Genomic DNA, 23098 nt, shown 5'->3' on the forward strand with positions numbered 1-23098 from the left:
GTGCACAATTTCGAGGCGCGCTGCTGTCAAACGCGGCAAATCTTCTCTGCAAAGTCGACTTCCGGCGATTCCCCGGCCTAGCTCTTCGCAACTGCAACAAACGCCAAGCGCCGTTTCGGGAGAGTCCCATGGATAGTGGTAACAATGCCTGGATCCTGACATCCACCGCCCTCGTCCTGCTGATGACATTGCCCGGACTGGCGCTGTTCTATGGCGGCATGGTCCGGCGCAAGAATGTGCTCTCCACGCTGATGCAAAGCCTGGGCGCGGCGGCTGTCGTGACCGTCTTGTGGGCGTTGATCGGCTATTCGCTGGCCTTTTCCGATGGCGGCGCCGCGAACGGCTTTGTCGGCGGGCTCGGGCGGCTGGGCCTGGCCGGTATCCTTCCCGACACGATGTCCGGTGATCTGCCGGAAAACCTCTTCCTGATGTTCCAGCTCACCTTTGCCATCATCACCGTCGCGATCATCGCCGGTGCGGCAGTCGAGCGGATCAGGTTCTCGGCCTTCATGGTCTTTGGCGCCGCCTGGCTGATCCTGGTCTATGCCCCGATCTGTCACTGGGTGTGGGGCGGCGGCTTCCTCGGTGAAGCGGGTGTGCTCGACTTTGCCGGCGGGGCAGTGGTGCATATCAATGCCGGCGTCGCCGGTCTGGTGCTGGCCAAATTCCTCGGTCCCCGCAAGGGCTATCCGGGCACCAACATGGCGCCGGACAATCTGGTCCTTACCGTGATCGGGGCGGGCCTGCTGTGGGTTGGCTGGTTCGGCTTCAATGGCGGCTCGGCGCTGGCAGCAGACGGGGCCGCAGCGCATGCCTTCGTGACCACCCAGATCGCGGCTGCCAGTGCGGTGCTGGTCTGGATCGGGCTGGAGTGGATCCTGCGGGGCAAGGCCAGCGTCCTCGGGGCGGCATCCGGTGCCATTGCCGGGCTGGTCGCGATCACCCCGGCGGCCGGCTTCGTGCCGACCTGGTCGGCCTTCATTATCGGCGCTGGCGGTGCCTTCGGGGCCTATTGGGGCGTGACCGCGCTGAAAAAGGTCCTCAAGGTCGACGATACGCTCGACGCGTTCGGCCTGCACGGTATTGGCGGTCTGGTCGGCGCCATCCTGACCGGCGTCTTCGCTTCCGAAGCGATTGGCGGGACGGGCGGCGCGATTGAAGGCAACTGGATGCAGGTCTGGACCCAGACCTGGGGTGCGCTGGCCGCGGCCATCTACTGCGGCGTGGTCACGACTGTCATACTGTTCGTGCAATCCAGGATCATGCCCCTGCGCGTCGACGAGGACGGCGAGATCACCGGCCTCGACACGACGCTGCACGGCGAGTCGGTTGGCTGAATTGGGGACAGGTATAATTAACGCGCGGCACGGTCCGTAAGCAGGGATTCCAGCGAGACGCGTTAAATATACCTGTCCCCCACATTTTTAGGGATTCCAGCGAGACGCGTTAAATATACCTGTCCCCCACATTTTTCGTCCTGGCCTGTCCTCCCCGGCCTGTGGCGTATACTGGGCCCGGCCCGTCGCCCCTGTCCGCAGGGGTTGGCGGGCCGGGCCTCTTTTTATCTGATTTTTCAAAATTGCATGGGCCGTATTTGCCTGTGTGTGCGGGTTAAAGCCCGCTCAGCATGACAACGAAACCGACCCATACCACCGTGTCGAGTGCAATGGATGCAAATTCGAATAATGAGGCGTGCCGCATGATGTCTGCCCTGTGTTGATACACAGGATGGCCCGGCGGGGTGACAGAAACTGTCGTGGGTCAAATGCCGCGCGCAGGCACAAGGGTCCCGGCCATGCCGGGGCGATGACAATGGGGAGGATGTGTCGGTGAGGGCGCCTGAACGCCTACAGCTTCTCGACAAACACCGTACCGGCCGAATAACCCGCTCCGAAAGAGCAGATCAGGCCCTTCTCGCCGGTCTCGAAACCGTCGTGATGGCGATGGAAGGCGACCAGTGAGCCAGCGCCCGCCGTATTGGCGAACTCGTCCAGGATGACCGGCGCTTCGTCTTCGGTGAAGTCGCGTCCGAAGACCTTCTTGGCCACCATCATGTTCATGTTGATATTGGCCTGGTGCAGCCAGAGGCGTTTCATCTGGTCCGGCCTGAGGCCGAAATTGCCCAGGTCGGTGAGGATCATCTCGGCGACCATCGGGCAGACTTCTTTGAAGACCTTGCGGCCCTCCTGCACGAAATAGCGGTCTTCAAAGGCCGGCTCCGGCTCCTCTGACGCATTGAGGAAACCGAAATTCGAGCGGATATTGTTGGAGAACCTGGTCATCAGATTGCGACCGATGATCTTCCAGCCATCGCCGCCGGCAACATCCTCATGCTCGATCAGCATGGCCACGGCGACATCGCCGAAGATGAAATGGCTGTCGCGATCGCGGAAATTGAGTTGCGGCGTGGTGATTTCCGGTGTCACCACCAGAACCGACTTGGCCATGCCGGTCTCGATCATGTTGACCGCATTGATGATGCCGAACGTGCCCGAGGAACAGGCCACTGTCATGTCAAAGCCGAAGCCCTCAATGCCCAACGCGTCCTGGATCTCGATCGCCATCGAGGGGTAGGTGCGCTGCATCGAGGTCGCCGAGCAGATCACCGCGTCGACATCGGCAGCCTCGCGACCGGCGGCTTTCAGGGCGTCCTTCGCGGCGGCGACACCGGCCTCTGCCATCACCGACAGGGCGTCATTGGGGCGCGGTTCGGCGCGCGGGCGCATGCGGGTGATGTCCAGCACGCCCGCCTTGTCGATCGAATAGCGCGACTTGATGCCCGAGGCTTTTTCGATGAAGCCGGAGGAGGAGGGGTTTTTTGCCTCGACGGCGCCGCGCTCGATGGCGTCGGCATGTTCGGCGTTGAAGTGCTCAACATAGGCGTTGTAGCAGGCGACGAGTTCGTCGTTGGAGATGGACTCGTCTGGCGTCCAAAGACCGGTCGACCGGATTACCGCGCTCATAAACTTCACTCCGAAACGGGCATGTCAGGGCGCGCAACTTAGTGGCTGCACCAAGGCCCGTCACCTGCACAGCTGCGCATGCCTGCCCTGCGGGGCTTTGACGACGGGGCGGAGCAATGCGAGACCTTGGTTTCAAGTCATTGGTTCGGGGAGATTGATCCATGAAGACACGCGCCGCCGTTGCCTTTGAAGCGGGCAAGCCGCTTGAAATCGTCGAGGTTGACCTGGAGGGCCCGAAGGCCGGCGAGGTCCTGGTCGAGATCAAGGCGACCGGGATTTGTCACACGGATGAGTTCACCCGCTCCGGTGCCGATCCGGAAGGCGCCTTCCCGGCCATTCTGGGCCATGAGGGTGCCGGCATTGTCCGTGAGATCGGGCCGGGCGTGACCGACCTGAAGGTCGGCGACCATGTCATCCCGCTCTACACGGCCGAGTGCCGGACCTGTGAATACTGCCTCAATCCCAAGACCAATCTGTGCCAGCGCGTGCGCGCCACCCAGGGCCAGGGCGTGATGCCGGACGGCACCTCGCGCTTTTCCTACAAGGGCGAGAAAATCCTGCACTATATGGGCTGTTCGACCTTCTCGAACTTCACCGTCCTGCCGGAGATCTCCCTCGCCAAGGTCCGCCAGGACGCGCCCTTCGACAAGATCTGCTATATCGGCTGCGGCGTCACCACCGGCATTGGCGCGGTGATGTTCACCGCCAAGGTCGAGCCCAATTCCACCGCCGTCGTCTTCGGCCTGGGCGGGATCGGGCTCAATGTCATCCAGGGCCTCAAGCTGATCGGCGCGAAGCAGATCGTCGGCGTCGACACCAATCCGGCCAAGCAGGCGATTGCCCGCCAGTTCGGCATGACCGATTTCGTCAATCCCAAGGACCACACCGACCTGGTCGGCCACCTCGTCGAGCTGACCGGCGGCGGCGCGGATTATTCCTTCGAGTGCATCGGCAATGTCGAGGTCATGCGGGCGGCGCTGGAATGCTGCCACAAGGGCTGGGGCGAGAGCATCATCATCGGCGTCGCCCCCGCCGGCGCCGAAATCCAGACCCGCCCCTTCCAGCTGGTCACCGGCCGCGTCTGGCGCGGCTCCGCCTTCGGCGGCGCCAGGGGCCGCACCGATGTGCCCAAGATCGTCGACATGTACATGGAAGGCCGCATCGATATCGACAGCCTGATCACCCACAAGCTCAAGCTGGACGACATCAACAAGGGGTTCGATTTGATGCATGCCGGGGAAAGTATCCGGGCTGTTGTGGAGTATTAGGGTGCGCGCTTTCGCTCCGGTGTTGACCAGTCTTGTTTTGATCGGTTGCCAGTCGTTGCGACACCCGACGATAGACATTGCCGACGTGGATTGTGGGGCTCTCCTCGCATGGACAGAAGAGCAAAGTCGCGTAGAGCGAGTAGCGAATTGGGACTGGGACTATCCGGGAGACGTGATCGCTATGAGGGCGAAAATGTCAGTGTGTTCGCCAGAGAGTTGTACCATCGATGAGATGGATCGAACCATGTATGCGAGCCTAAGTCGTTATACGCATAGCCTTTCTCTCGGCGAATTTGCCTGGCTTGCGGCGGAATGTGTTGGCGCGAGGCCATCCGTTAGGTTCGATTCGGATGGCGGTGTGATGCAAGTCGAGGCTCGTGTGACGGCTGGCGAGCGCAGTTTAGAGATTGCGTATTTTGAGGACCGTTGTGCTTTTGGCGATTGGATCGATGATCCGGGCTGGGCGGGATGCACGTCCTTCCGGGCCAGCGGCCTTCACTGACTATTTGAGGCGCCGCAAAGGGCGCGTCTCTACTGGCAAGACGACCGGGTTGTTGAAATCACGTCGGCCTGATTTGTCATTTGAGGCGGGCAGTGTCCGACGATACTCGCGCTCCGGCGCACACCCCGCCATAAACCGCTTGCCGGGGGTTCGCCGGCTCCGCTTCTTCAGGTCAAGGGCGCCGCAGGCGCCGCTTCGCGGTTTCACCCTTGAGCTGAAGAAACGGAGACGGCCCGCTGGCTGACAAGCGAATTATGGACAGTTCTGTGCGCCCGTGGCGCGGGCGAGCGTCGCACGACCTCACGATGGGCGCCTGACCGGGTCCTTCCCCTTGATGGGGAAGGTGGGCCGGCGCGGAGCGACGGGTCGGAAGGGGTGAAATGCGCCAGCATTCCTGCACCGACTGCCCATCACCCACTCCGTCTCGCCCTGCCGGGCGATCCACCTCGCCCATCAAGGGCGAGGACCTATATTCACCACTCCGCCCCATCATGATATCATTCTGCTATCAGGAGGCGCCCATGGGCCAGGTCATCATTCGCAATCTCGACGATGCGGTTATCGCCAATCTCAAGCGCATGGCGGCGCGGGATGGCAAGTCGCTGGAGCAATTTCTGCGCGAGGTGCTGGCCGAGCGCAGCAACCGGCCGCGGGAGAGCTTTCTTGAATTCGCGCGGGGTGTCAGTGAGCGGTCGCGCCCGTCTGATATCGACCCAACGGACCTGATCCGCGAGGACCGGGACCGTTGAAGCCGGCCGTGTTCGACGCAAGCGTCGCGGTGAAGGCCCTTTTGGCGGTCCCCGGTCACGACGCGGCGCTGATAGCCATCGGGCGCTACGCCATGGTGGCGCCGGCGTTTATCGTGACTGAAGTCGCCAATGTGATCTGGAAGTATTTTCGGCGCGGCGACATAGACCTTGCCACAAGCCTTGATGTGGTCCGCAATTTCTCCGGATATCCGGATCTGCGCCCCGATACAGGCTTGCATGTCGAGGCCATCTCCCTTGCGACCCGGTTTGAGCACCCGGTCTATGATTGCCTCTACCTTGCCCTGGCGCGGGACAAGTGTTTGCCGCTGATCTCCGCTGACACGCGCATGCTCACCCTCGCTCGCGACCGCCTGGGCCTTGAAACCATTCCGCTCGACAACATGAATCCGCAGCCTGCGCCGTGACGCAGCTGCCGGTCAGGGCGCGTCCTCACCGGTTTCCGGATCCGCCAACACAGCCTCGACGCTGACCAGTTCGATATCGTGCATCTGGTCGAGATAGGCGTCGAAATAGGCCTTGTGGGAGGCGCCGACGATGACCAGGACGCGGGCGCCGGGCTGGTTGCCGGCGGCTTCGACGACATTGGCCGCCATGCGCAGGCCGCGCACCTGCCACCAGGCCACGTATTGCCGCGCGACGGCCTGCTCGTCGGGTGTCGCAGCGGCCCGCCCGAAATCGCCCTCGATGACATAGCGCTGATAGGGCTCGCTGTTTAGGAAGCGATAGCCGTCCAGCACGGCTCCTGCGGAACCGATATAGGTCTCGCGGGCCGCCGCCATGTCGGCATCAAGCGGGTGGTCGGCCTGCCAGACCGACTGGATGACCGGGCCCAGCTCCGGCGGCGCCAGCACCTGGATGAAGTCGGCGGAATGGTCGTCCATGGCGGCCAGCTGTTCCAGATCCAGGACGCGGGCCAGGCGCAGGGCAATCAGGTTGTTCTCGTTGCGCGAGGTCAGCATGGAATCGAGCCGCTCGCGCAAGGCGTCAGTGACGCCGTCGGCCGCGATCCGCTCGTCGGGGTCCAGCCGGGACCATTGCAAAGCGGCAGACCAGGGCTCGCCGGCGCCGAAGAAACGCAGGGCCAGTTGCCGCCGGTCGCCGGCGGTCGGCTGGTCCGGCCATTCCGACAGTGTGGTCAGGACGGCGAGGGCGGCGTCCGGCTGTCCCATCTGCAGGCTGTCGAGCGCCGGGGCAGGGTCATGGCAATAGCCGTCGGCGACGCCCGGATAGAGATTGCCATAGCGGCGCAGCGTGTCGCAGGTCCGCCCGCCCACGGCCTCGATCGCAATGATGTCCGGCGACCAGTCGCCGAGGCGGCGGACCAGCAGGTCGAGATGGTCTGGCGTGAATGCGGCTTCAGGCAGCGCGTCGAGATGGGGCGTGCCCAGCACCAGCACCCGCGTCGGCTCCCCGCCCAGCCTGGCCTGCACGCCTGAAAAATCGATCAATGGCGCCGCCCCGGTGCGGGCAAAGACCGGCGATCCGGCCAGGGATGGCGTGGTCTCGGCGCTGGCAGGCAAGTCAACCTGCCGGGTGCCGTTGGAATAGGCATACAGGGCGCCAACGGTCAGCGCGGTCGCGGCCAGTAGTGTCACGGTCAGTCTCATGCTGTCCCCCCTCGTCAGACATTTGTGTGAGCCCTCGACAGCCAAGCTGAACGCGTCCGCCAACGCAATCTCGGGTGAGGGAAAACCGGGGCAGATCGCGAAAACTTGAACGCGGGTTGCGCGATATTTGCCGGGACGGCGGAGTGGCGTATGTCTTCTGCCAAGCAGACAGGAAGGATTGCCCCGCCTCATGACCCTGACCCCCGATATCACGATGGTGTCCACCTGGACCTCCTTCGGCGGCACGCTGTCCGTCCATGACCATGACAGTGAGGCCTGCCGCGGGCCGATGCGTTTCGCGGTCTATACGCCGCCCCAGGCCAAGGATGGTCCGGTGCCGGTGGTCTGGTTCCTCTCCGGGCTGACCTGCAACTGGTCGAATGTGATGGAAAAATCCGGCCTCCAGCGTGTCGCAAGCGAGTTGGGTCTGATGGTTGTGGCGCCGGATACCTCACCGCGCGGCGAGGATGTGGCCGATGATGCGGGGTATGATCTGGGGCAGGGCGCCGGCTTCTATGTCGACGCAACGACCCATCCGTGGGCGCCGCATTTCCAGATGGAGACCTATATCGCACACGAGCTGCCGGCCCTGGTCGGCTCGCAATTTCCGGCCGACATGGAGCGTCAGGGCATCATGGGCCATTCCATGGGCGGGCATGGCGCGCTGACGCTCAATTTGCGTCTGCCCGGCCGCTTTGCCTCGGTCTCGGCCTTCGCGCCCATCGTCGCGCCGACGCAAGTGCCCTGGGGGCAAAAGGCGCTGAAAGCCTATCTCGGTGATGAGTGCCCGGCCTGGGGTGAGCATGATGCCTGCGAGCTGGTGAAGCGCCAGCCGACCGACCAGATGATCCTGATCGACCAAGGCGAGGCCGACCAATTCCTCGACGAGCAATTGCGCCCGGACCTGTTCGAGGCAGCCTGCCGGGAAGCCGGCCAGCCGGTCACCGTCCGCCGCCATCCCGGCTATGACCATTCCTACTGGTTCATCGCCAGCTTCATCGAGGATCATCTGCGCCATCACGCCAAGGCGCTGGGCGTCGGCGACTGAGCGAGAGGTCCTCGCCCTTGATGGGCGAGGTGGCTGGACGCGTAGCGGCCAGACGGAGTGGGTGCGGGTGGTTGGTGCCGGAGCGCTGGCGCGTTTCACCCGATCCGACCCGAGGCTGCGCCTCGGCCCACCTTCCCTTGTCTGGGGAAGGACCTGACGCTCTCCCCTAGAGCGGATCGCGGCGGTAATCATCCGGATTTTCGACCCGGTGACGCGGCCGCATCTCCACATCACCATCGCCGTCATCGCAGATCCATTCACCGGGCGCGGCCGGGTCGTGCGGTCCGGCGGGACGACACTCGCCGGCGCCCATCTCGGCGGCGGAGGGCAGATTGGGATCGCGCCCCTTTTCCAGCCAGGCGCAGCCGGGCAGGAATGAGGCGGACAGAAGTAGCAGGATGATGCGCATGACAACGCTCCGATGCGGGCTCCCCAGCCGACGCATGGGTTGAGTTTATCCGGTCCGCGCGGGCGGGCAAGACCGGCCTGATCCGGCATGGACAAGCGGCGGGGCAATGGCTCTAATCGGCGCGGGCAGGCAGGAACGGCCCGCCATCAAAGGGGAAATCATGCTGACACGCGCATTGACGGCCGCACCGATGGCCGCAACGCAACGGCTACCATCCCCATCAACCGTCGCGACTGCGAAGCGCAACCCGGCACCATGATCTGGCACCATGACAGCCAGGTCGGCGGCCAGTCCTGTGACGCCTCGCGGACGGAGTGCCTGGTTGTCTGCGGGAGCGAGGCCGTGCTGGAGAGTTGGTAGGGGCGTCCGGGGGGATGCCGGAAAAGCCGAAAGACAGGCGCCCACGCGCGCAGCTTGACCCATAAAACCCTTGTCAGCCAGCGGGCCGTATCCGGTTCTTGAGGTCAAGGGCGGCGCAGCCGCCGCTTCGCGGGTGTCCCCTTGAGCTCAAGAAGCGGATACGGCTAACTCCCGGCAAGGGGATTAAGGTGGAAAGTGCGCCTGTGGCTCGAGCGGGTAGGGTTCAGGCGGGTGGTGATTTCAGGCACGCCTCACCACCGTCATCCCCCGGTGGCCGCGCAGCGGACATTCGGGGGGCCTCGACAATGACGTCGACCGGGTGGACGAGGTCCCCCCCGGATCACGGCCCTGCCGTGACGGTGGGATGACGATTGAAAAAGGGCGGCTCAGGCTCTGCGCGGATCCGGAGCGCTCCTACCGCACCAGCGCTTTCACCGCGTCATGCCGCGGGCAGGTCACTTCATGGTCATTGACCATGCCGACCGCTTCCATGAAGGCGTAGACAATCGTCGGGCCGACGAACTTGAAGCCGCGCTTTTTCAGGTCTTTCGAGATCGTTTCTGACAGCGCCGTCTTGGTCGGCACGTCCGCCAGGCTGGCATAGCTGTTCTGGATCGGCTCGCCGCCGACGAAAGCCCAGAGATAATCCGCGAAATCCTCGCCGTTTTCGCGCATGGCGATATAGGCCTTCGCATTGCCGATGGCGGCGTCGATCTTGGACTTCGAGCGGATGATGCCGGGATCGGCCAGCAGGCGTTCGCGGTCGGTATCGGTATAGGCGGCGATCCGGTCCGGGTCGAAACCGTCGAAGGCGAGACGCATGGTGTCGCGCTTGCGCAATATGGTGATCCAGGCGAGGCCGGCCTGGAAGCCGTCCAGCATCAGTTTTTCCCACAGGGCGCGGGGATTGTATTCCGGCACGCCCCATTCGGTGTCGTGGTAGTGGGCATAGATCGGGTCGGGCGTATTCACCCAGGCGCAGCGCTGGTTCATGGACGGGTCCTTGTCACAATCCCTGCACTCGACCGCGAACCGGCCTGCTTGCCAAGCTGTCGCGGCAGGCCCTGCTGACAGTATCATGGCAGGAGGGTGAAAAACGGGCTCCGGTCCTCGCCCTTGATGGGCGAGGTGGATTGCCGCAAAGCGGCAAGACGGAGTGGGTGATGGGCGGCCGGAGCCGGATCGCTACGCGTTTCACCCCTTCCGACCCGAGGCCGCGCCTGGGCCCACCTTCCCCATCAAGGGGAAGGACCCAAATCGCCAGATCACACCTTCGGTGCGGCTTCCAGATCGGCCCAGAACTCGTCCGGGACGACGATATTGGCTTCCTGGCCGTCGGCTTCACAATAATGCTCGGCGGCGCGCAAGCGGTCGAGGCGGGCGAGGATGACGGCGTGGTGGCCACTGGACGAGGAGATGGCGCCGACGGTCGTGGGACCTGCCATCACGGCGGTGCCGGGCGGCGGGGCTTCGGCGGCGAAGGTAGCGGGCAGGGAGCGCTTGCGGATGGTGCCGCGGCGCTTCATGCGCGAGACGACTTCCTGGCCGATGAAACAGCCCTTCTTCCAGCCGACGCCGCCGAAAGCGTCCAGATTGACGTCGGTGGGAAAGACATCGGCCTCGCCATAGTCGCGACCGAAGGCCGGGATGCCGGCCTCGATCTCGATCGTGTCGATGGGACGGGTCTCGCTGGCCGCCGCGCCCAGACCGCGATGGACCCGGCCGCCCAGGCGCGGGTCCTCACAGCTGCCCGGGAAGGGCGTGGTCGACCACAGGGCAAGGATATCGGTGTTGAACACGATCTCGGCCCTGGCGCGCAGCTTGAACAGTGTCAGCCGCTTCAAGAGGCCGTCGGCGGCGCCGGCCGGCACGTCCAGCCAGACCGTGTCGCCGTCGGCAAACATCATGAAATCGACGAGGATCTTGCCTTGCGGGGTCAACAGGGCGCCGGGCCGACAGGTGCCGGCGGTCAGGGTCAGGACATCGGCGGTGATCAGGCGTTGCAGCAGGTCACGGGCATCGGGGCCGGCGACCGAGATGATCCGGCGGTCGGGCAGGGCGAAGGGCAGGGAGGCGGGCTGGTTCATGGCCCCGATATGGCATTGCGTCCGTCTCTGGCCAAGCCCTTCGCGTCGCGCTATCTGCGGTGCCCATGCAACGCGTCCTCTTCATCACATCGACCCGGATCGGTGACGCCATCATCAATTCCGGCGTACTCGACCATCTCGTGCAGACCCGTCCGGAGGCGCATTTCACGATCGCCTGCGGCCCGCTCGCCGCCTCGCTGTTCACCGAAACGCCGCGCCTCGAACGCATCATCGTGATGCGCAAGAAGAAGGCCGGCCTGCACTGGTGGGATTTGTGGCGCGAGACGGTCGATGTGGAATGGGACCTGGTCGTCGATCTGCGCTGTTCCGGCACCGCCTGGTTCCTGCGCGCCAAGGAGCGCCGCATTCTCAGCCAGAGCGTCGTGCCAGTGCCCAAGGTCGAGGAAGCCGCCAGCGTGTTGAAGCTGGTCCCGGCGCCCGACCCCAAGCTGCATTTGTCCGAGGCCGTGCGCGCCGAAGCGGCGACACGCGTGCCCGGTGAGGGGCCATACCTCGCGATCTGCCCATCGGCCTCGTGGATCTTCAAGGTCTGGCCGGCCGAGAAGTTTGCCGAATTCATCCTGCGCTTCACCGGGCCGGACGGGGTGATGCCGGGCGCGCCTGTGGTGATGCTAGGAGGGCCGGGTGACGAGCTTTATGCCCAACCCATCTTTGACGCCCTGCCGGAGATCGAGTTCATCGACCTTCTCGGCCTCGGCCTGCCCGAGACTGCGGCCTGTCTGGAACGGTGCCGGCTCTATGTCGGCAATGATAGCGGGCTGATGCACATGTCGGCGGCTGTGGGCACGCCGACGCTGGGCCTGTTCGGCCCGTCCGATGATCGCTGCTATGCGCCGTGGGGCGACCACACCGATGCGGTGCGCGGACCGGCGACATTCGAGGAAATCGACAGCGCCCATGATGACCGGCGCAAGGCGTCGACCAGCCTGCTGGCGGACCTGACGGTCGAGACCGTGTATGATGCGGCCAAGGCGCTTTACGAGAGGACTGCGAAACCATGACCCAGACATTCGATGTGATCCTCAAGGGCGGCGAGATCGTCAATCATGACGGGCGCGGCCATGCCGATATCGGCATCATTGACGGCAAGACCGCGGCGATCGGCGACCTGTCGCAGGCCTCCGCTGGTGAAGTGGTCGATTGTTCCGGCCTGATGGTGCTGCCGGGCGTGATCGACACCCAGGTCCATTTCCGCGAGCCGGGCATGGAATGGAAGGAAGACCTGCAATCGGGGTCGCTCTGCGCGGTGATGGGTGGCGTCACGGCGGTGTTCGAAATGCCGAACACCAATCCGACGACCACCGTGCCGGACATGCTGACCGACAAGCTGGCCCGGGCGCAAAACCGCATGCATTGCGACCACGCCTTTTATGCCGGCGCCACCAATGAAAATGCCGACATCCTGCCCGAGATGGAGCGGATGCTGGGCTGTTGCGGCGTGAAGGTCTTCATGGGCGCCTCGACCGGATCCTTGCTGGTGGCTGATGATGAGGGTGTGGAACGCGTCCTGCGCGCCATCAAGCGCCGCGCCGCCTTTCACTCGGAAGACGAATACCGCCTCGCCGAGCGCCGTGGGCTGGCGGTCGAGGGCGACTGGACCAGCCACCCGCATGTGCGCGACGCCGAAGCCGCCATCATGTCGACCAAGCGCCTGGTGCGGCTGGCCCGCAAGACCGGCAAGCGCATCCATGTGCTGCATATCTCGACCGCCGAGGAAATGGATTTCCTCGCCGGGCATCGCGACATCGCCTCGGTCGAGGCGACGCCCCAGCACCTCACCCTGGAAGGGCCGGAGATCTATGAGCGCATCAAGGGGCGCGCCCAGATGAACCCGCCCATGCGTGATGCCCGTCACCGGGCCGGCCTGTGGCGCGGCATCCAGCGTGGCATTGTCGATGTGATCGGATCGGACCATGCGCCGCACACGCTGGAAGAAAAAGCCAAACCCTATCCGCAAAGCCCGTCCGGCATGCCGGGCGTTCAGACGCTGGTCCCGGTGATGCTGGACCACGTCAACGCCGGACGCCTGACCATTGAACGCTTTGTCGACCTGACCTCGGCCGGGGCCCAGCGCATTTTCGGCATTGCCGGCAAAGGCCGCATGGCGGTCGGCTGGGATGCCGATTTCACCCTGGTCGACATGAAACGCAAAGAGACCATCACCGATGCCTGGTCGGCCTCGAAGTCCGGCTGGACGCCGTTTGACGGCATGTCGGTCACCGGCTGGCCGGTCGGCACCATCATCCGCGGCCGCTCGGTGATGCGCGATGGCGAGCTTGTGGCCTCGGGCAGCGGGCAGCCGGTGCGCTTCATGGAAGCCCTGCCGCACGACTGATAGCCTGTGCCGGAAAGCCCTTTGGAAGGACAACACTCATGACCACGACCATTCTCACCGCCATCGCCCCGGGCGAGTTGATCGACAAGATCACCATCCTGCGTATCAAGTCCGAGCGTATCGGGGATGAGGCCAAGCTGAAGAATGTCCGGACCGAGCTGGGCATTCTCAATGAGACGCTGGCGAAAGACGTGCCGGCCAGCGACGAGCTGTCCCGCCTCGACGCCGCGCTGCAGGCGGTCAATGAAGAGCTCTGGGTGATCGAGGATGATATCCGCGATTGCGAGCGGGCCGGTGATTTCGGTCCGGAGTTCATCCGTCTGGCCCGCGCCGTCTATGTCACCAATGACAAGCGCGCGGCGTTGAAAAAGGAGATCAATCTCCTGCTCGGCTCCAATATCGTCGAAGAGAAATCCTACGCTGCCTATTGAGTTGCGCCGCCCGGGTCTGTAAGCGGGCGGGCATCCGGTGGACCTGTGCTCCGCCGACACCGCACAAGGACTGCCCGTGGAACGCCAGAGCTTCTATTTCTTCGATATCGACGAAAACATCCTCCATTTGCCGACCCGCATCCACCTGCTCAACACCATGACCGGTGAGGAGCGCGCCATGCGCCAGCACGAGTATGAGGACATCAAGGCCTATCTCGGCGTGCCCGGCCTGTGGGAAGACTGGGCCGATCCGCCGGCCCGCGCCTATCGCGAATTTGCCGATGGCAAGGATCGCAATGGCGAGGAATACCTGCTGCGGGACGTGCGCCGGGCGATGGATTCCTCCGGCTGGAAAGGCCCGTCCTGGGAGATTTTCAAATACGCCGTGCTCAAGCGTCGCCCTGTCGCCATTGTCACGGCGCGCCAGCATTCGCGCGAGATCATCGAGGCGGCGCTGCAGCTGATCGTCGATGCCGGACACCTGCCCGAGACGCCGAACTTTCTTGCCATCTATCCCTGCTCCAACCCGGAAATCCGTGACGAGCTGGGCGCTCACCTGACCACGGCCGGGCTCAAGCGCCGCGCCATCCGCCAGTGCGTGGAGAAGGGGCTGGACGAGTATGGCCGGGACCTGCCGCATTCCTTCGGCATGTCGGATGATGATCTGAAAAATGTCGACCTGATCACCTCGGCCATGCTGGAAGCCAAGCTGGACTATCCCGACAAGCGCTTCTTCGTCATCTCCACCAATCGTCGCCGCCATGTGAAGATGGAAATCCTGCCGCCCCACAAGGACGAGGAAAAACTCCGCGCGGCGGAAGATGACTGGTACGGGTGAGTGAACGGGGGCCGCCGCTATTACAGCGATGCCCCCGACTACTAATCACAACCTACTCTCGTCGCTCAAACAGCAAATCGGAAAGCACCTTTTTGGGGGTTTCTCGATAGCTTGCGATTAGAAGTCGCGACACAAGCACAACACCAAGACTCATAAAGGCCCCTAACATTGCGTTGAATATACTAATCGTCATGATTCCATATATAGCAATAATAGACCCAACGATAAAGAAGAAAGAAATGCCTGCCGAAAGGAAAATTAGCGAAATTGACTTCATTACCCAATTTATTTCTATCGTTTTTCCGGAAAAATAGACTTTCGCATTGTAAGCTGAATTTGAAAGTTCGAATTCTATAGATGCTGCCTCTTGTGTTGTTAATTTTCGCACTAAGGCAAATCGTGTGCCCTCCAGTCCTAGTGCCCACTTTAGTGGCCAGAGGCATTTTCTGGCTATTTGCATTACATAGTCCCGATTTTTCACATATCGACTTCGTGAGTTAAGAGGGGGCAGGTGGAACTAACCCGTCTCGCTTGCGCCTCATCGCACCGGTCGCGCCGCGCGCTAATTTTACCTGTCCCCCGCTTGCCTATTCGCTGCGGTGAACCGTCAGCAATGGCACATAAGCCGAGCGGATGGCCGGGACGAGGCCGCCGAGGAAGCCGATGATGACGGCCATGATCATGCCGGCCAGCACGGAGCCGCCGGTCACGGCGAAGGAGAACACCACCTGGGTGAAGCCGGAGCCCAGCGTCGATGCCGATATCCCGTTGAACAGGAGATAGACGGCGCCGGCGCCGACCAGTCCGCCGATCGCGGCCAGGACCAGCGATTCCACCATGGTGCCGACGGCCGCGGCAAAGCCGGAAAAGCCGATGGCGCGCAGGGTCGCGATCTCGCGCATGCGGGTGTCGACCGAGGAATACATGGTGTTCCAGGCCCCGGCGAGGGCACCGATGGCCATCACGATCGCCAGCGGCCAGCCGATGAACTCGATCAGCACCGCCGTGCCGCCGGCCTGACCGGCGAAGAAGTCGGTTTCGCTCTGGATGTCGAGATTGAGGCGCGGCTCGTTCTCCTCAAAGGCGCGCAGCTCTTCAATGGCCTCGGGCGAGGTCAGGCGGGCACGGATCGACTGGACGCCAGTGCCGCGATTATAGAGGTTCTGGATCACCGCGATGTCGGCCCAGATTTCGCTGTCAAAGACCGAGCCACCGGTCGAGAAGATTCCGACGATGACCCATTCGTTGGGGCCAAGGCGGATCGTCTCGCCGAGATCGAAACCGGAGAATTCCCGCAGCACCGCTTCGCCGACCACCAGTTCATTGGTGCCGGTCTCGAACATGCGGCCTTCCACCATTTCAAAGCCCTGACGCAGGCGCAGGGCCTGCTCTCCGACGCCGCGCAGGGGCAGGTTGGCCTCGGTCTGCGAGGACCGCTTGATGCCATCAACGATGACGAAGAGCTCGCCGGAAACCAGCGGAACACCGTCAGCATCGCGGGCGACACCGGGCGCTTCCTCGATCAGGCGAACCTGGCTGGAGGCGAGGCCCGAGTTGAGTTCCGCTTGCGATCCGGCCCGCAGCATGACCGCGACACTCTCCGATCCGGTTCCCTGCAGCGTGGCCCTGAAACCGTTCGACATGGCGAGGAAGCCCAGCAGCACGCCGGTGACCAGCGCGATGGAGATCACCGTCGCGAGGGACAGGCCCGCCCGCTGGGGGATGGAGCGCAGGTTCAAAAGGGTGACGGCGCCGATTTGGTTGAACATGACGCGTCCCCTATTGCTTGCCGAGCGCGGTGACGATTTTCACGCGCTGGGCATTGATGGCCGGGACAATCCCGGTGAGCAGGCCGAGCAGGACAGCCAGTCCCACTCCGACCCAGAAGACCGTGGCTGACATGGCCAGTCCCGGAAGGAAGGCCGCAGCCGCCTCGGCAACGCCCGAGATCATCAGGTGGGCCAGTCCGAGGCCGAGCAGGCCACCGACCAGGCTCAGCATGACGGACTCCGAGAGCACCATGCGGAAGATGCGCGGGGCCGGAAAGCCGAGCGTTTTCATGACGGCGATCTCGCCGGTCCGCTCATTGATCGCGGTCACCATTGTGAAGCCGACAATGATCAGGATGGTGGTGAAGGCCGAGCCGACCACGAACAAGAGGATCAGGGCGATATTGCCGAACTGGTTGGCGAAGGCCTCGTTGAAGGCGGCCTCGGTTGTCGTTTCGGTTTCGGAGGGCGAGTTGGCGAACAGCTCGTCGATGGCGCGCGACACCTGGTCGTTCAGGGACGCGTCGGAGGTATTGATGATCAGCCAGCCGACCTGGTCGGTGTTGAAGGCCAGCGCCTCGTTGTAATAGTCGTAGTGGAACAGGGCGTAATTGGCCGGGACCTTGTCGTCTTCGGCGTCGAAAATGGCGCAGATGTTGAAGGTCCAGCTCGCCGTGCCATCGGTCTTCTGCCAGATGTTGGACAGGAGCGGGATGGTGTCACCGACCGACCAGCCATATTGGCCCGCCAGATCAGCCCCGACCAGCAGGCAATCCCGCGTGTCGAGGAAGGCCTGGCGTTGTTCGGCCGGCATGGTCAGTTCGGCATAGGCGGCCAGATAGGTCTCCGGGTCGACGGCAAAGGTCTGGACCTGTTGCGTCTGCTCCTGGAAATAGCCGCCGAACCAGCTGGCATGGGCGACATTGTCGACCCCTTCAATGGCCGAGACCCGGGTCCAGTAAGCATAGGGCATCGAGACGGTGAAATTGATGCGGTTGACGGTGATAAGGCGATTGTCGGCTGCCAGTGCGCCGCCCGAGGTCCAGACCGAATAGAAGGCACCAAGCACCCCGAAGATCAGAAAGGCGATCAGGATCGACAGGGTCAGCAGGATCGCCCTCAGCTTTTTGCGGAAGAGGTTCTTCCGGATCAGCGTGAGATCATTCATTGGGCCGGCTCCTGCGCCTGTTCGACAAAGCGGCCCTTGTCGAGATGCAGTTCGCGGCGGGCATATTTGGCCGCCGAGGGGTCGTGCGTGACCATGACGATGGTCTTGCCGAGTTCCTTGTTGAGCAGCTGCAGGGTTTCCAGGATTTCGTCGGCCGATTTGCGGTCGAGATCACCGGTCGGTTCGTCACACAGGAGGACCTTGGGGTCGGCGACGATGGCGCGGGCGATGGCGACGCGCTGTTGCTGGCCGCCGGAGAGCTGGCGCGGCCGGTGCCCCTTGCGGTCGGCCAGGCCGACAATGTCCAGCGCCGTGGCGACGCGGTCCTTGCGGGCCTTGCCGGACAGGCTGGTCAGCAACAGCGGCAGCTCGACATTCTGCGCCGCGGTTAGCGTCGGCATAAGGTTGTAGAACTGGAAGATGAAGCCGACATTCTGCGAGCGCCATTTGGCCAGCTTGCCCTCCGACAGCTTGTCGACCCGCACGCCCTCGCAATCGACCGAGCCGGAGGAGGGCCGGTCGATGCCGCCCAGCAGGTTGAGCAGGGTGGTCTTGCCGGAACCGGACGGACCCATGATGGCGATGAAATCGCCCTGCGGGATCGACATGGTCAGCTCTTCGAAGATGGTGATCGACTCCTTGCCCCGGGTGTAGCGTTTGGACAGGTCGGAGAGGGTGTAGAGCGATGTCATCGGCAGTTCCTCGTTCAGGCTGGCCGTCGCGCGCCCGGTCGGGCGTCGGCGGTATCGTTCAAGCGTGCAGCAAATTCGCCGCTTTGTAAATCAAAGTGCTTCTACTCAACGAAAATGACGCGAGACGCCATGTCCGGGAGGATGCGTCCGTCGCGTTCGTCAAAGGCGACGCGGACGGTGATTGTGGCGCGGGCCCGGTCGGCGGTCGGGATGATGGCCTCGACATGGGCCGGTATGCGCCAGTCCGGATAGGCGTCCAGCCGGGCTTCGACCCGCTGGCCCGGAGTGACCCGGCCGATCTGGCCCTCGTTCACGTCGACTTCGATCTCCAGTGATTCCATGTCGACGAGCGTGGCGACACCGGTCCGGGTGAAACCGCCGCCGGCCGAGGCCGGGGAGAGGATTTCGCCGACCTGGGCATTTTTGGCGATGACAATGCCGGTGAAGGGCGCGCGCACGACATGGCGGTCGATCAGGTCTTCCTGCGAGCGGACCTGGGCGGCGACGGCCTGATAGTCGGCGCGGGAGGCCTCGATCTGGGCGGTCAGGCTTTCAAACTGGGTGCGGGCGGCGGTGACAGCAGCCTGCGAGCCGATCTCCCGCTCGGCCAGCGTGGTCGCGCGCTCCATCACGCGCTGGGCCTCGGATAGCTGGGCGATCAGGGCCAGCGGCCGGGCCGCGGCGGCATTGCGCTGCGCAATCAGGAGCTCAAGCTGGATCCGGGCCCGTGTGTCGTCCAGGCGGGCCAGGACCTGGCCTTCCTCGACGCGGGCGCCTTCCTCGACCAGAAGCTCGGAAATCCGGCCGGTTATCTCGGCCGAGACCGTCGCCTGGCGCCGGGCGACCACATAGCCGGTGGCGACGAGGCCGGAACTGCGCGGTGTGGCGCGGGCCGGCGGGGTCGCCGCCTCGGCCGGCGCTTCGCTCGCCGGAGCGGGTGTCTCGACGGCCGCAACCGGTTGCGGTGCCGGCGCGTCGGAGCGGGTCAGATACCAGGTGACACCGGCCGACAGGGCCGCCACCACCAGGGCGATCACCAGCGTGGCAAGGATCGACACCCCGCCGGAGCTGTCGCCCTCGTCACGGTCAATACTCAATGATTCCAGTTGTGACCTTCGATCCGACATTTCGTCCCCTCATGCATCCCGCCATTCATCCTTAGCGCGACTTCATGACAATGGGAACGGGACGGGTGGTCAGCCAATCCCGCCACGGGCCGGATCAGACCGTTCGGCTTCACGCCCCGTCCAGATAGAACAGCTCCTCCACGCTGACTTTCAGGGCGGCTGCCAGTTTGAGGGCGAGGACGGTCGAGGGGATGAAGACCCGGTTTTCCACCGTGTTGATCGACTTGCGCGTGACCCCGACCGCTTGCGCCAGTTGTGCCTGGGTCAGGCCGTGGCGGGCCCGCATCTCCTTCAGTCGGTTGCCGAGGGCAGAGGGGCTCACGCCGCCTCCTCCTCATCGCCGTCGCCGCCGCGGCCCAGCAGTACGAACGTCGCCAGCGGGGTGAAGATACCGATGATGAGCAGGGCCCGAATGGCGATCGTGGCCGAAAAATCGATCAACAGATCGGCCGCCAGCAGCAGCGAGATCGCCCCGATCAGCACCATGAAGCCGGTGCGGATGGCGATGCGCTGATTGTGACAGAACAGCTCGTCCTGAATCACCGACTGGCTCTTGGTCCGGCTGACCTTGCTGGCGTAGAGGAGAAACAGGAACGAGGCCACCGCCCAGCCGACGGCACCGACCAGCAGGGTGATCTGGATGATCAGGTCCTGCGGCTCGCCACTCCACCCCTGGTCGCGAACAATGTCCTGGGCCAGTTGCGCACCCTGCCACAGCAGGAAGGAAAGGGCGGCCAGACCGAGGGTCCGGTCGCGTTGTCGGATCAGCTTGTTGATGGTGTCCATGATGAACTCCCGTTCTTTGTTGGTGTTACCTACACGTTACATTGAAAGTTACCTACGCGTTACACAGAGGGTAGTCAAGGTGACATGCACGGTCAGCGCAGCGTGATCTGCTGCGTCGTCGTGTGATGCGAGACGCGGGAGCCGTCGTGGCAGGATGAATGGAGCGGTGATGCGGCGGAATGGGGACAGGTGTCATTAACGCGTCATGGCGGCGCTCATGCGCAGCGATTGAGCCACGCGTTAATGACACCTGTCCCCTTGTTCGCGGTCAGTCGAAATAGGCGGCCCGCATCATGTCCGACAGGTCGCGGCCGCGGTGCGCCAGCGCACGGCGTTCGGCGTCGGCTTCCAGGCCGCAACGGGTGCGATAGCGTTGCTGGGCGCGGTAGCCGTCATTGAATCCCTCGATCAGACGGTCGCGCCAGCGGCGGTCGTCGGCGGCCTCCATGGCCAGCAGTTCGACCATCTGTTCGCGCCATTGCTGGTCATCGGGACCACTGCAGGCAAAGGCCAGATAGTGCAGCTCGCCCAGCGTATAGGCGAGATAGGGCAGGGTGCGCTCGAGATCGAGTTCCTCGCGGATCTCGTCACTGATGGCGTCATCCTGGCTGGATGGTGCGCGCGTCGCTTCGCGTGTCTCGCTGACCGCTACCGGTTCCGGGCGGGTAAAACTTCGCGGCTTTTGGGCCAGGGCCGGGCCGACGGCAAGGGCCAGCAAGGCCGGAAGGATCACGAGGGCGCGCATGAGGCGCATCATGGCACGGATTGTGGCGCGCTCAAGGCGGTGACGATCTCGCGGGCCCGCCCGATCACATCGCGGGTACGGTCCCATTTGGTCCGCTTGATGGCCTCGTCAAAGGGGAAGAATTGCGCCTCGGTGACGTCATCCGCCGCGACCGGTTCGCCACCGGTCCACACCCCGGCGAAATCGACCAGCAAAAAGTGCCAATCACCCGGCTGGCCAGACTCGCGCAGGCCGATACTGTCGATAACATCGATCAGGCCGACAATGCGCGCCGTGGTGCCGGTTTCCTCGGCCAGCTCACGCAGGGCCGCTTCAGCGGCGGTCTCGCCATACTCGATCTTGCCGCCGGGCAGCGACCATTGTCCCTCATAGGGCGGCTTGCCGCGCTTGATCAGCAGGACGTCATCGCCGCGAAAGACCACCATGCCGGCACCGGGCACGGGCTGGCGGCGCGGTGTGTCAGTGGCCGACGGGCTCATTGGTCGGGATCATTGGCCGCGTCGAGGTCTGCGGCCGGGTCGTACTTGCCATTGGGTGACCAGATCGCCAGCTCATTGCCGCTGGGATCGGTGAAATGGAAACGGCGACCGCCGGGAAAATCCTCGCGTTTGGTGATCGTGCCGCCAGCCTCTTCAACCCGCACTTCCGCGGCCAGGATATCCTTGGCCTTGAGGATGATCAGGCAACCGGCTGGAAAGGCGGTTTCCTCGAGGCGCAAGCCGCCATCGAGGCCAGCGTTTTCGAATGCCGCATAGGTCGGCCCGAAATCGATGAAGCTCCAGCCGAAGGCGCCAGCGTAGAAGGCCTTGGCGGCTTCCAGGTCGGTGACCGGTATCTCGTTGTAATCGATCTTGAGAATGGCTTCGTTATCGTTCACTTGGCTGTCCATCCGCCGTCTACGCTGATCCAGGATCCATTCATATTGGCCCCGGCATCGGAGACAAGATAGAGCAAAGCACCGGCGAGCTGCTCATAGGTGACAAATTTCTTGGTCGGCTGCGCCGCCAGCATGACGTCGCGCACGACTTCATCCTCGGTAATCCCGCGCGCCTTGGCCGTGTCGGCGATCTGGTTTTCCACCAGCGGCGTCTTCACATAGCCCGGGCAGATCGCATTGCAGGTGATGCCGTCCTCGGCCAGCTCCAGACCCAAAGTCTTGGTGAAACCCATCACGCCATGCTTGGCCGCCACATAGGCCGACTTGAACGGTGAGGCGACCAGGCCGTGGGCCGAGGCGAGATTGACGATCCGGCCCTTGCCCTGACGCTTCATGATCGGGATCGCGGCCTTGGCGGCAAGGAAGACCGAAGTCAGATTGATGGCGATGATGGCGTCCCATTTCTCGGCCGGGAAATCCTCGACCGGCGAGACATGCTGGATGCCGGCATTGGACAGGAGGATGTCCAGCCGCCCGAACTCACGCTCCGCCGAGGCAACCATGTCGGCAATCTCGTCCGGCTTGAGCATGTTGGCCGGATGGTAGCGAGCCTCGACCCCGTGATCCGCCGCGATTTTCGCCCGCAGCGCCTCGATCTCTTGCGCATCCCCCAACCCGTTGAGGATGATGTTGCAGCCATTCTGAGCCAACGCCTCCGCCATCGCCGCGCCAATCCCGCTGGTCGAGCCGGTAATGATGGCCACCTGGCCCGTGAGATCAGTGCGAATGGAAGACATGAACCACCTGTCAAGTTTGAGCTGAGCGCAAGAGACGGGAAGGGGGCGGGGAGGTCAAGGGCACGGTTTCCTCTTCCCCACGCTGTCGGGCAGAAAAGCTCACACAGGTCCTTCCCCGTGATGGGGAAGGTGGGCCGGCGCGAAGGGCCGGGTCGGATCGGGTGAAACGCGCCAGCGTTCCGACATCTGCCGCCGATCACCCACTCCGTCTCGCCCTGCCGGGCGATCCACCTCGCCCATCAAGGGCGAGGACCTGATCTGCCGCCGCAGATATCAACATGAAAACGCCGGCCACCAGGGCCGGCGCAATCCAAGGAGGGAGACATGTTTCGGTTTCCGAAATGCTCTCTCGTCCTCTGGGTGAAGAGAAGACGGATCGGCGGGTGGACCCTGTTGATCCGGCTCTCTCTCGCCTAAAGGGCGGCCAAAGGGGGTGGGTCACATCCATCCCCGGCGGCCCTTGGGTTGTATCATATCTTGCAGGCGCGTGAAATAGGG

26 protein-coding genes are annotated in these 23098 nt (G+C 63.7%); 10 read left to right on the forward strand and 16 right to left on the reverse strand.

The genetic code is table 11. The annotated features are described in order from the left end of the window. Positions 1-128: 128 nt before the first annotated feature. Positions 129-1337 carry an ammonium transporter gene (locus VOI18_RS11065; RefSeq protein WP_323762473.1) on the forward strand — a complete coding sequence of 403 codons (1209 nt, stop codon included), beginning with the start codon at positions 129-131 and terminating at the stop codon, positions 1335-1337. Between the two features lie 510 nt (positions 1338-1847). Here the strand turns inward: VOI18_RS11065 and VOI18_RS11070 are convergent. Beyond that, positions 1848-2963, reverse strand: coding sequence for a beta-ketoacyl-ACP synthase III (locus tag VOI18_RS11070; RefSeq protein WP_323762474.1), 1116 nt, complete (start codon positions 2961-2963; stop codon positions 1848-1850). A 161-nt stretch (positions 2964-3124) separates the two neighbouring features. On the opposite strand from VOI18_RS11070, the gene VOI18_RS11075 reads away from it, so the two are divergent. From VOI18_RS11075 to VOI18_RS11085, 3 genes are all read left to right on the forward strand, one after another. Next, positions 3125-4231 carry an S-(hydroxymethyl)glutathione dehydrogenase/class III alcohol dehydrogenase gene (locus VOI18_RS11075; RefSeq protein WP_323762475.1) on the forward strand — a complete coding sequence of 369 codons (1107 nt, stop codon included), beginning with the start codon at positions 3125-3127 and terminating at the stop codon, positions 4229-4231. A gap of 1023 nt (positions 4232-5254) precedes the next feature. After that, positions 5255-5482, forward strand: coding sequence for a FitA-like ribbon-helix-helix domain-containing protein (locus VOI18_RS11080; RefSeq protein ID WP_323762476.1), 228 nt, complete (start codon positions 5255-5257; stop codon positions 5480-5482). An 8-nt stretch (positions 5483-5490) separates the two neighbouring features. Then, complete coding sequence (locus VOI18_RS11085; protein ID WP_323762477.1) at positions 5491-5907, forward strand: type II toxin-antitoxin system VapC family toxin; 417 nt, start codon at positions 5491-5493, stop codon at positions 5905-5907. Between the two features lie 12 nt (positions 5908-5919). Here VOI18_RS11085 and VOI18_RS11090 read toward each other — a convergent pair whose 3' ends face one another. Further along, positions 5920-7110 (reverse strand): DUF5694 domain-containing protein, encoded by a 1191-nt coding sequence (locus VOI18_RS11090; protein ID WP_323762478.1) that lies wholly within the window; start codon positions 7108-7110, stop codon positions 5920-5922. Positions 7111-7300: 190 nt separating this feature from the next. On the opposite strand from VOI18_RS11090, the gene fghA reads away from it, so the two are divergent. Beyond that, positions 7301-8158: an S-formylglutathione hydrolase gene (gene fghA, locus VOI18_RS11095; RefSeq protein ID WP_323762479.1), complete on the forward strand. Its 858-nt coding sequence runs from the start codon at positions 7301-7303 to the stop codon at positions 8156-8158. A 166-nt stretch (positions 8159-8324) separates the two neighbouring features. On the opposite strand, the gene VOI18_RS11100 is transcribed toward fghA, so the two are convergent. Continuing rightward, positions 8325-8567, reverse strand: a complete 243-nt coding sequence (locus VOI18_RS11100) for a hypothetical protein (RefSeq protein ID WP_323762480.1) — start codon at positions 8565-8567, stop codon at positions 8325-8327. Positions 8568-8654: 87 nt separating this feature from the next. On the opposite strand from VOI18_RS11100, the gene VOI18_RS11105 reads away from it, so the two are divergent. Further along, complete coding sequence (locus VOI18_RS11105; protein WP_323762481.1) at positions 8655-8927, forward strand: hypothetical protein; 273 nt, start codon at positions 8655-8657, stop codon at positions 8925-8927. A gap of 414 nt (positions 8928-9341) precedes the next feature. Here the strand turns inward: VOI18_RS11105 and VOI18_RS11110 are convergent, their stop codons facing one another. Together VOI18_RS11110 and VOI18_RS11115 are read right to left on the reverse strand one after the other, a co-directional pair. Then, positions 9342-9920, reverse strand: coding sequence for a DNA-3-methyladenine glycosylase I (locus VOI18_RS11110; protein WP_323762482.1), 579 nt, complete (start codon positions 9918-9920; stop codon positions 9342-9344). 272 nt (positions 9921-10192) lie between these two features. Beyond that, a complete protein-coding gene (locus VOI18_RS11115) occupies positions 10193-11014 on the reverse strand; it encodes a hypothetical protein (protein WP_323762483.1) in 822 nt (273 codons plus the stop codon). 65 nt (positions 11015-11079) lie between these two features. Here VOI18_RS11115 and VOI18_RS11120 point away from each other — a divergent pair, with 65 nt between their 5' ends. The 4 genes from VOI18_RS11120 (at position 11080) to VOI18_RS11135 (ending at position 14639) form a co-directional block, all read left to right on the forward strand. Beyond that, the gene (locus VOI18_RS11120) at positions 11080-12036 is read left to right on the forward strand and encodes a glycosyltransferase family 9 protein (RefSeq protein ID WP_323762484.1); all 957 of its coding nucleotides are present in this window, start codon (positions 11080-11082) and stop codon (positions 12034-12036) included. Beyond that, positions 12033-13370 carry a dihydroorotase gene (locus VOI18_RS11125; RefSeq protein WP_323762485.1) on the forward strand — a complete coding sequence of 446 codons (1338 nt, stop codon included), beginning with the start codon at positions 12033-12035 and terminating at the stop codon, positions 13368-13370. Before VOI18_RS11120 ends, VOI18_RS11125 begins: the two co-directional genes overlap by 4 nt. 38 nt (positions 13371-13408) lie before the next feature. Then, positions 13409-13801 (forward strand): DUF6165 family protein, encoded by a 393-nt coding sequence (locus VOI18_RS11130; RefSeq protein ID WP_323762486.1) that lies wholly within the window; start codon positions 13409-13411, stop codon positions 13799-13801. 76 nt (positions 13802-13877) lie between these two features. Then, positions 13878-14639 carry a hypothetical protein gene (locus VOI18_RS11135; RefSeq protein ID WP_323762487.1) on the forward strand — a complete coding sequence of 254 codons (762 nt, stop codon included), beginning with the start codon at positions 13878-13880 and terminating at the stop codon, positions 14637-14639. Positions 14640-14691: 52 nt separating this feature from the next. Here VOI18_RS11135 and VOI18_RS11140 read toward each other — a convergent pair whose 3' ends face one another. The 11 genes from VOI18_RS11140 to VOI18_RS11190 form a co-directional block, all read right to left on the reverse strand. Then, positions 14692-15099, reverse strand: coding sequence for a hypothetical protein (locus VOI18_RS11140; protein ID WP_323762488.1), 408 nt, complete (start codon positions 15097-15099; stop codon positions 14692-14694). Between the two features lie 127 nt (positions 15100-15226). Next, positions 15227-16408: an ABC transporter permease gene (locus tag VOI18_RS11145; RefSeq protein ID WP_323762489.1), complete on the reverse strand. Its 1182-nt coding sequence runs from the start codon at positions 16406-16408 to the stop codon at positions 15227-15229. Between the two features lie 10 nt (positions 16409-16418). Continuing rightward, the gene (locus tag VOI18_RS11150) at positions 16419-17576 is read right to left on the reverse strand and encodes an ABC transporter permease (protein WP_323762490.1); all 1158 of its coding nucleotides are present in this window, start codon (positions 17574-17576) and stop codon (positions 16419-16421) included. Then, on the reverse strand, positions 17573-18268 hold the full coding sequence (locus VOI18_RS11155; protein WP_323762491.1) for an ABC transporter ATP-binding protein: 696 nt from the start codon (positions 18266-18268) through the stop codon (positions 17573-17575). Before VOI18_RS11155 ends, VOI18_RS11150 begins: the two co-directional genes overlap by 4 nt. 101 nt (positions 18269-18369) lie before the next feature. Beyond that, a complete protein-coding gene (locus VOI18_RS11160; RefSeq protein ID WP_323762492.1) occupies positions 18370-19395 on the reverse strand; it encodes an efflux RND transporter periplasmic adaptor subunit in 1026 nt (341 codons plus the stop codon). A gap of 109 nt (positions 19396-19504) precedes the next feature. Beyond that, positions 19505-19717: a helix-turn-helix transcriptional regulator gene (locus VOI18_RS11165; protein WP_323762493.1), complete on the reverse strand. Its 213-nt coding sequence runs from the start codon at positions 19715-19717 to the stop codon at positions 19505-19507. Further along, positions 19714-20181, reverse strand: a complete 468-nt coding sequence (locus tag VOI18_RS11170; protein ID WP_323762494.1) for a hypothetical protein — start codon at positions 20179-20181, stop codon at positions 19714-19716. Before VOI18_RS11170 ends, VOI18_RS11165 begins: the two co-directional genes overlap by 4 nt. A 268-nt stretch (positions 20182-20449) precedes the next feature. Next, positions 20450-20926 carry a TIGR02301 family protein gene (locus VOI18_RS11175; RefSeq protein ID WP_323762495.1) on the reverse strand — a complete coding sequence of 159 codons (477 nt, stop codon included), beginning with the start codon at positions 20924-20926 and terminating at the stop codon, positions 20450-20452. Positions 20927-20934: 8 nt separating this feature from the next. Next, positions 20935-21405: an NUDIX hydrolase gene (locus VOI18_RS11180; RefSeq protein WP_323762496.1), complete on the reverse strand. Its 471-nt coding sequence runs from the start codon at positions 21403-21405 to the stop codon at positions 20935-20937. Next, the gene (locus tag VOI18_RS11185) at positions 21402-21803 is read right to left on the reverse strand and encodes a VOC family protein (RefSeq protein WP_323762497.1); all 402 of its coding nucleotides are present in this window, start codon (positions 21801-21803) and stop codon (positions 21402-21404) included. The genes VOI18_RS11180 and VOI18_RS11185 overlap by 4 nt, the downstream gene beginning before the upstream one ends. Continuing rightward, a complete protein-coding gene (locus VOI18_RS11190) occupies positions 21800-22600 on the reverse strand; it encodes a 3-hydroxybutyrate dehydrogenase (protein WP_323762498.1) in 801 nt (266 codons plus the stop codon). Before VOI18_RS11190 ends, VOI18_RS11185 begins: the two co-directional genes overlap by 4 nt. Between the last annotated feature and the right edge of the window lie 498 nt (positions 22601-23098).

It is taken from the genome of Maricaulis sp., assembly GCF_034670125.1.
Classification (GTDB): domain Bacteria; phylum Pseudomonadota; class Alphaproteobacteria; order Caulobacterales; family Maricaulaceae; genus Maricaulis.

Coding starts and splice junctions, on each gene's coding strand:
- VOI18_RS11100 (WP_323762480.1), bottom strand. CDS start 8,567: ATGCGCATCATCCTGCTACTTCTGTCCGCCTCATTCCTGCCCGGCTGC.
- VOI18_RS11130 (WP_323762486.1), top strand. CDS start 13,409: ATGACCACGACCATTCTCACCGCCATCGCCCCGGGCGAGTTGATCGAC.
- VOI18_RS11090 (WP_323762478.1), bottom strand. CDS start 7,110: ATGAGACTGACCGTGACACTACTGGCCGCGACCGCGCTGACCGTTGGC.
- VOI18_RS11175 (WP_323762495.1), bottom strand. CDS start 20,926: ATGCGCGCCCTCGTGATCCTTCCGGCCTTGCTGGCCCTTGCCGTCGGC.
- VOI18_RS11105 (WP_323762481.1), top strand. CDS start 8,655: ATGGACAAGCGGCGGGGCAATGGCTCTAATCGGCGCGGGCAGGCAGGA.
- VOI18_RS11155 (WP_323762491.1), bottom strand. CDS start 18,268: ATGACATCGCTCTACACCCTCTCCGACCTGTCCAAACGCTACACCCGG.
- fghA (WP_323762479.1), top strand. CDS start 7,301: ATGACCCTGACCCCCGATATCACGATGGTGTCCACCTGGACCTCCTTC.
- VOI18_RS11080 (WP_323762476.1), top strand. CDS start 5,255: ATGGGCCAGGTCATCATTCGCAATCTCGACGATGCGGTTATCGCCAAT.
- VOI18_RS11070 (WP_323762474.1), bottom strand. CDS start 2,963: ATGAGCGCGGTAATCCGGTCGACCGGTCTTTGGACGCCAGACGAGTCC.
- VOI18_RS11140 (WP_323762488.1), bottom strand. CDS start 15,099: ATGCAAATAGCCAGAAAATGCCTCTGGCCACTAAAGTGGGCACTAGGA.
- VOI18_RS11170 (WP_323762494.1), bottom strand. CDS start 20,181: ATGGACACCATCAACAAGCTGATCCGACAACGCGACCGGACCCTCGGT.
- VOI18_RS11120 (WP_323762484.1), top strand. CDS start 11,080: ATGCAACGCGTCCTCTTCATCACATCGACCCGGATCGGTGACGCCATC.
- VOI18_RS11125 (WP_323762485.1), top strand. CDS start 12,033: ATGACCCAGACATTCGATGTGATCCTCAAGGGCGGCGAGATCGTCAAT.
- VOI18_RS11180 (WP_323762496.1), bottom strand. CDS start 21,405: ATGAGCCCGTCGGCCACTGACACACCGCGCCGCCAGCCCGTGCCCGGT.
- VOI18_RS11145 (WP_323762489.1), bottom strand. CDS start 16,408: ATGTTCAACCAAATCGGCGCCGTCACCCTTTTGAACCTGCGCTCCATC.
- VOI18_RS11110 (WP_323762482.1), bottom strand. CDS start 9,920: ATGAACCAGCGCTGCGCCTGGGTGAATACGCCCGACCCGATCTATGCC.
- VOI18_RS11075 (WP_323762475.1), top strand. CDS start 3,125: ATGAAGACACGCGCCGCCGTTGCCTTTGAAGCGGGCAAGCCGCTTGAA.
- VOI18_RS11150 (WP_323762490.1), bottom strand. CDS start 17,576: ATGAATGATCTCACGCTGATCCGGAAGAACCTCTTCCGCAAAAAGCTG.
- VOI18_RS11160 (WP_323762492.1), bottom strand. CDS start 19,395: ATGTCGGATCGAAGGTCACAACTGGAATCATTGAGTATTGACCGTGAC.
- VOI18_RS11115 (WP_323762483.1), bottom strand. CDS start 11,014: ATGAACCAGCCCGCCTCCCTGCCCTTCGCCCTGCCCGACCGCCGGATC.
- VOI18_RS11190 (WP_323762498.1), bottom strand. CDS start 22,600: ATGTCTTCCATTCGCACTGATCTCACGGGCCAGGTGGCCATCATTACC.
- VOI18_RS11065 (WP_323762473.1), top strand. CDS start 129: ATGGATAGTGGTAACAATGCCTGGATCCTGACATCCACCGCCCTCGTC.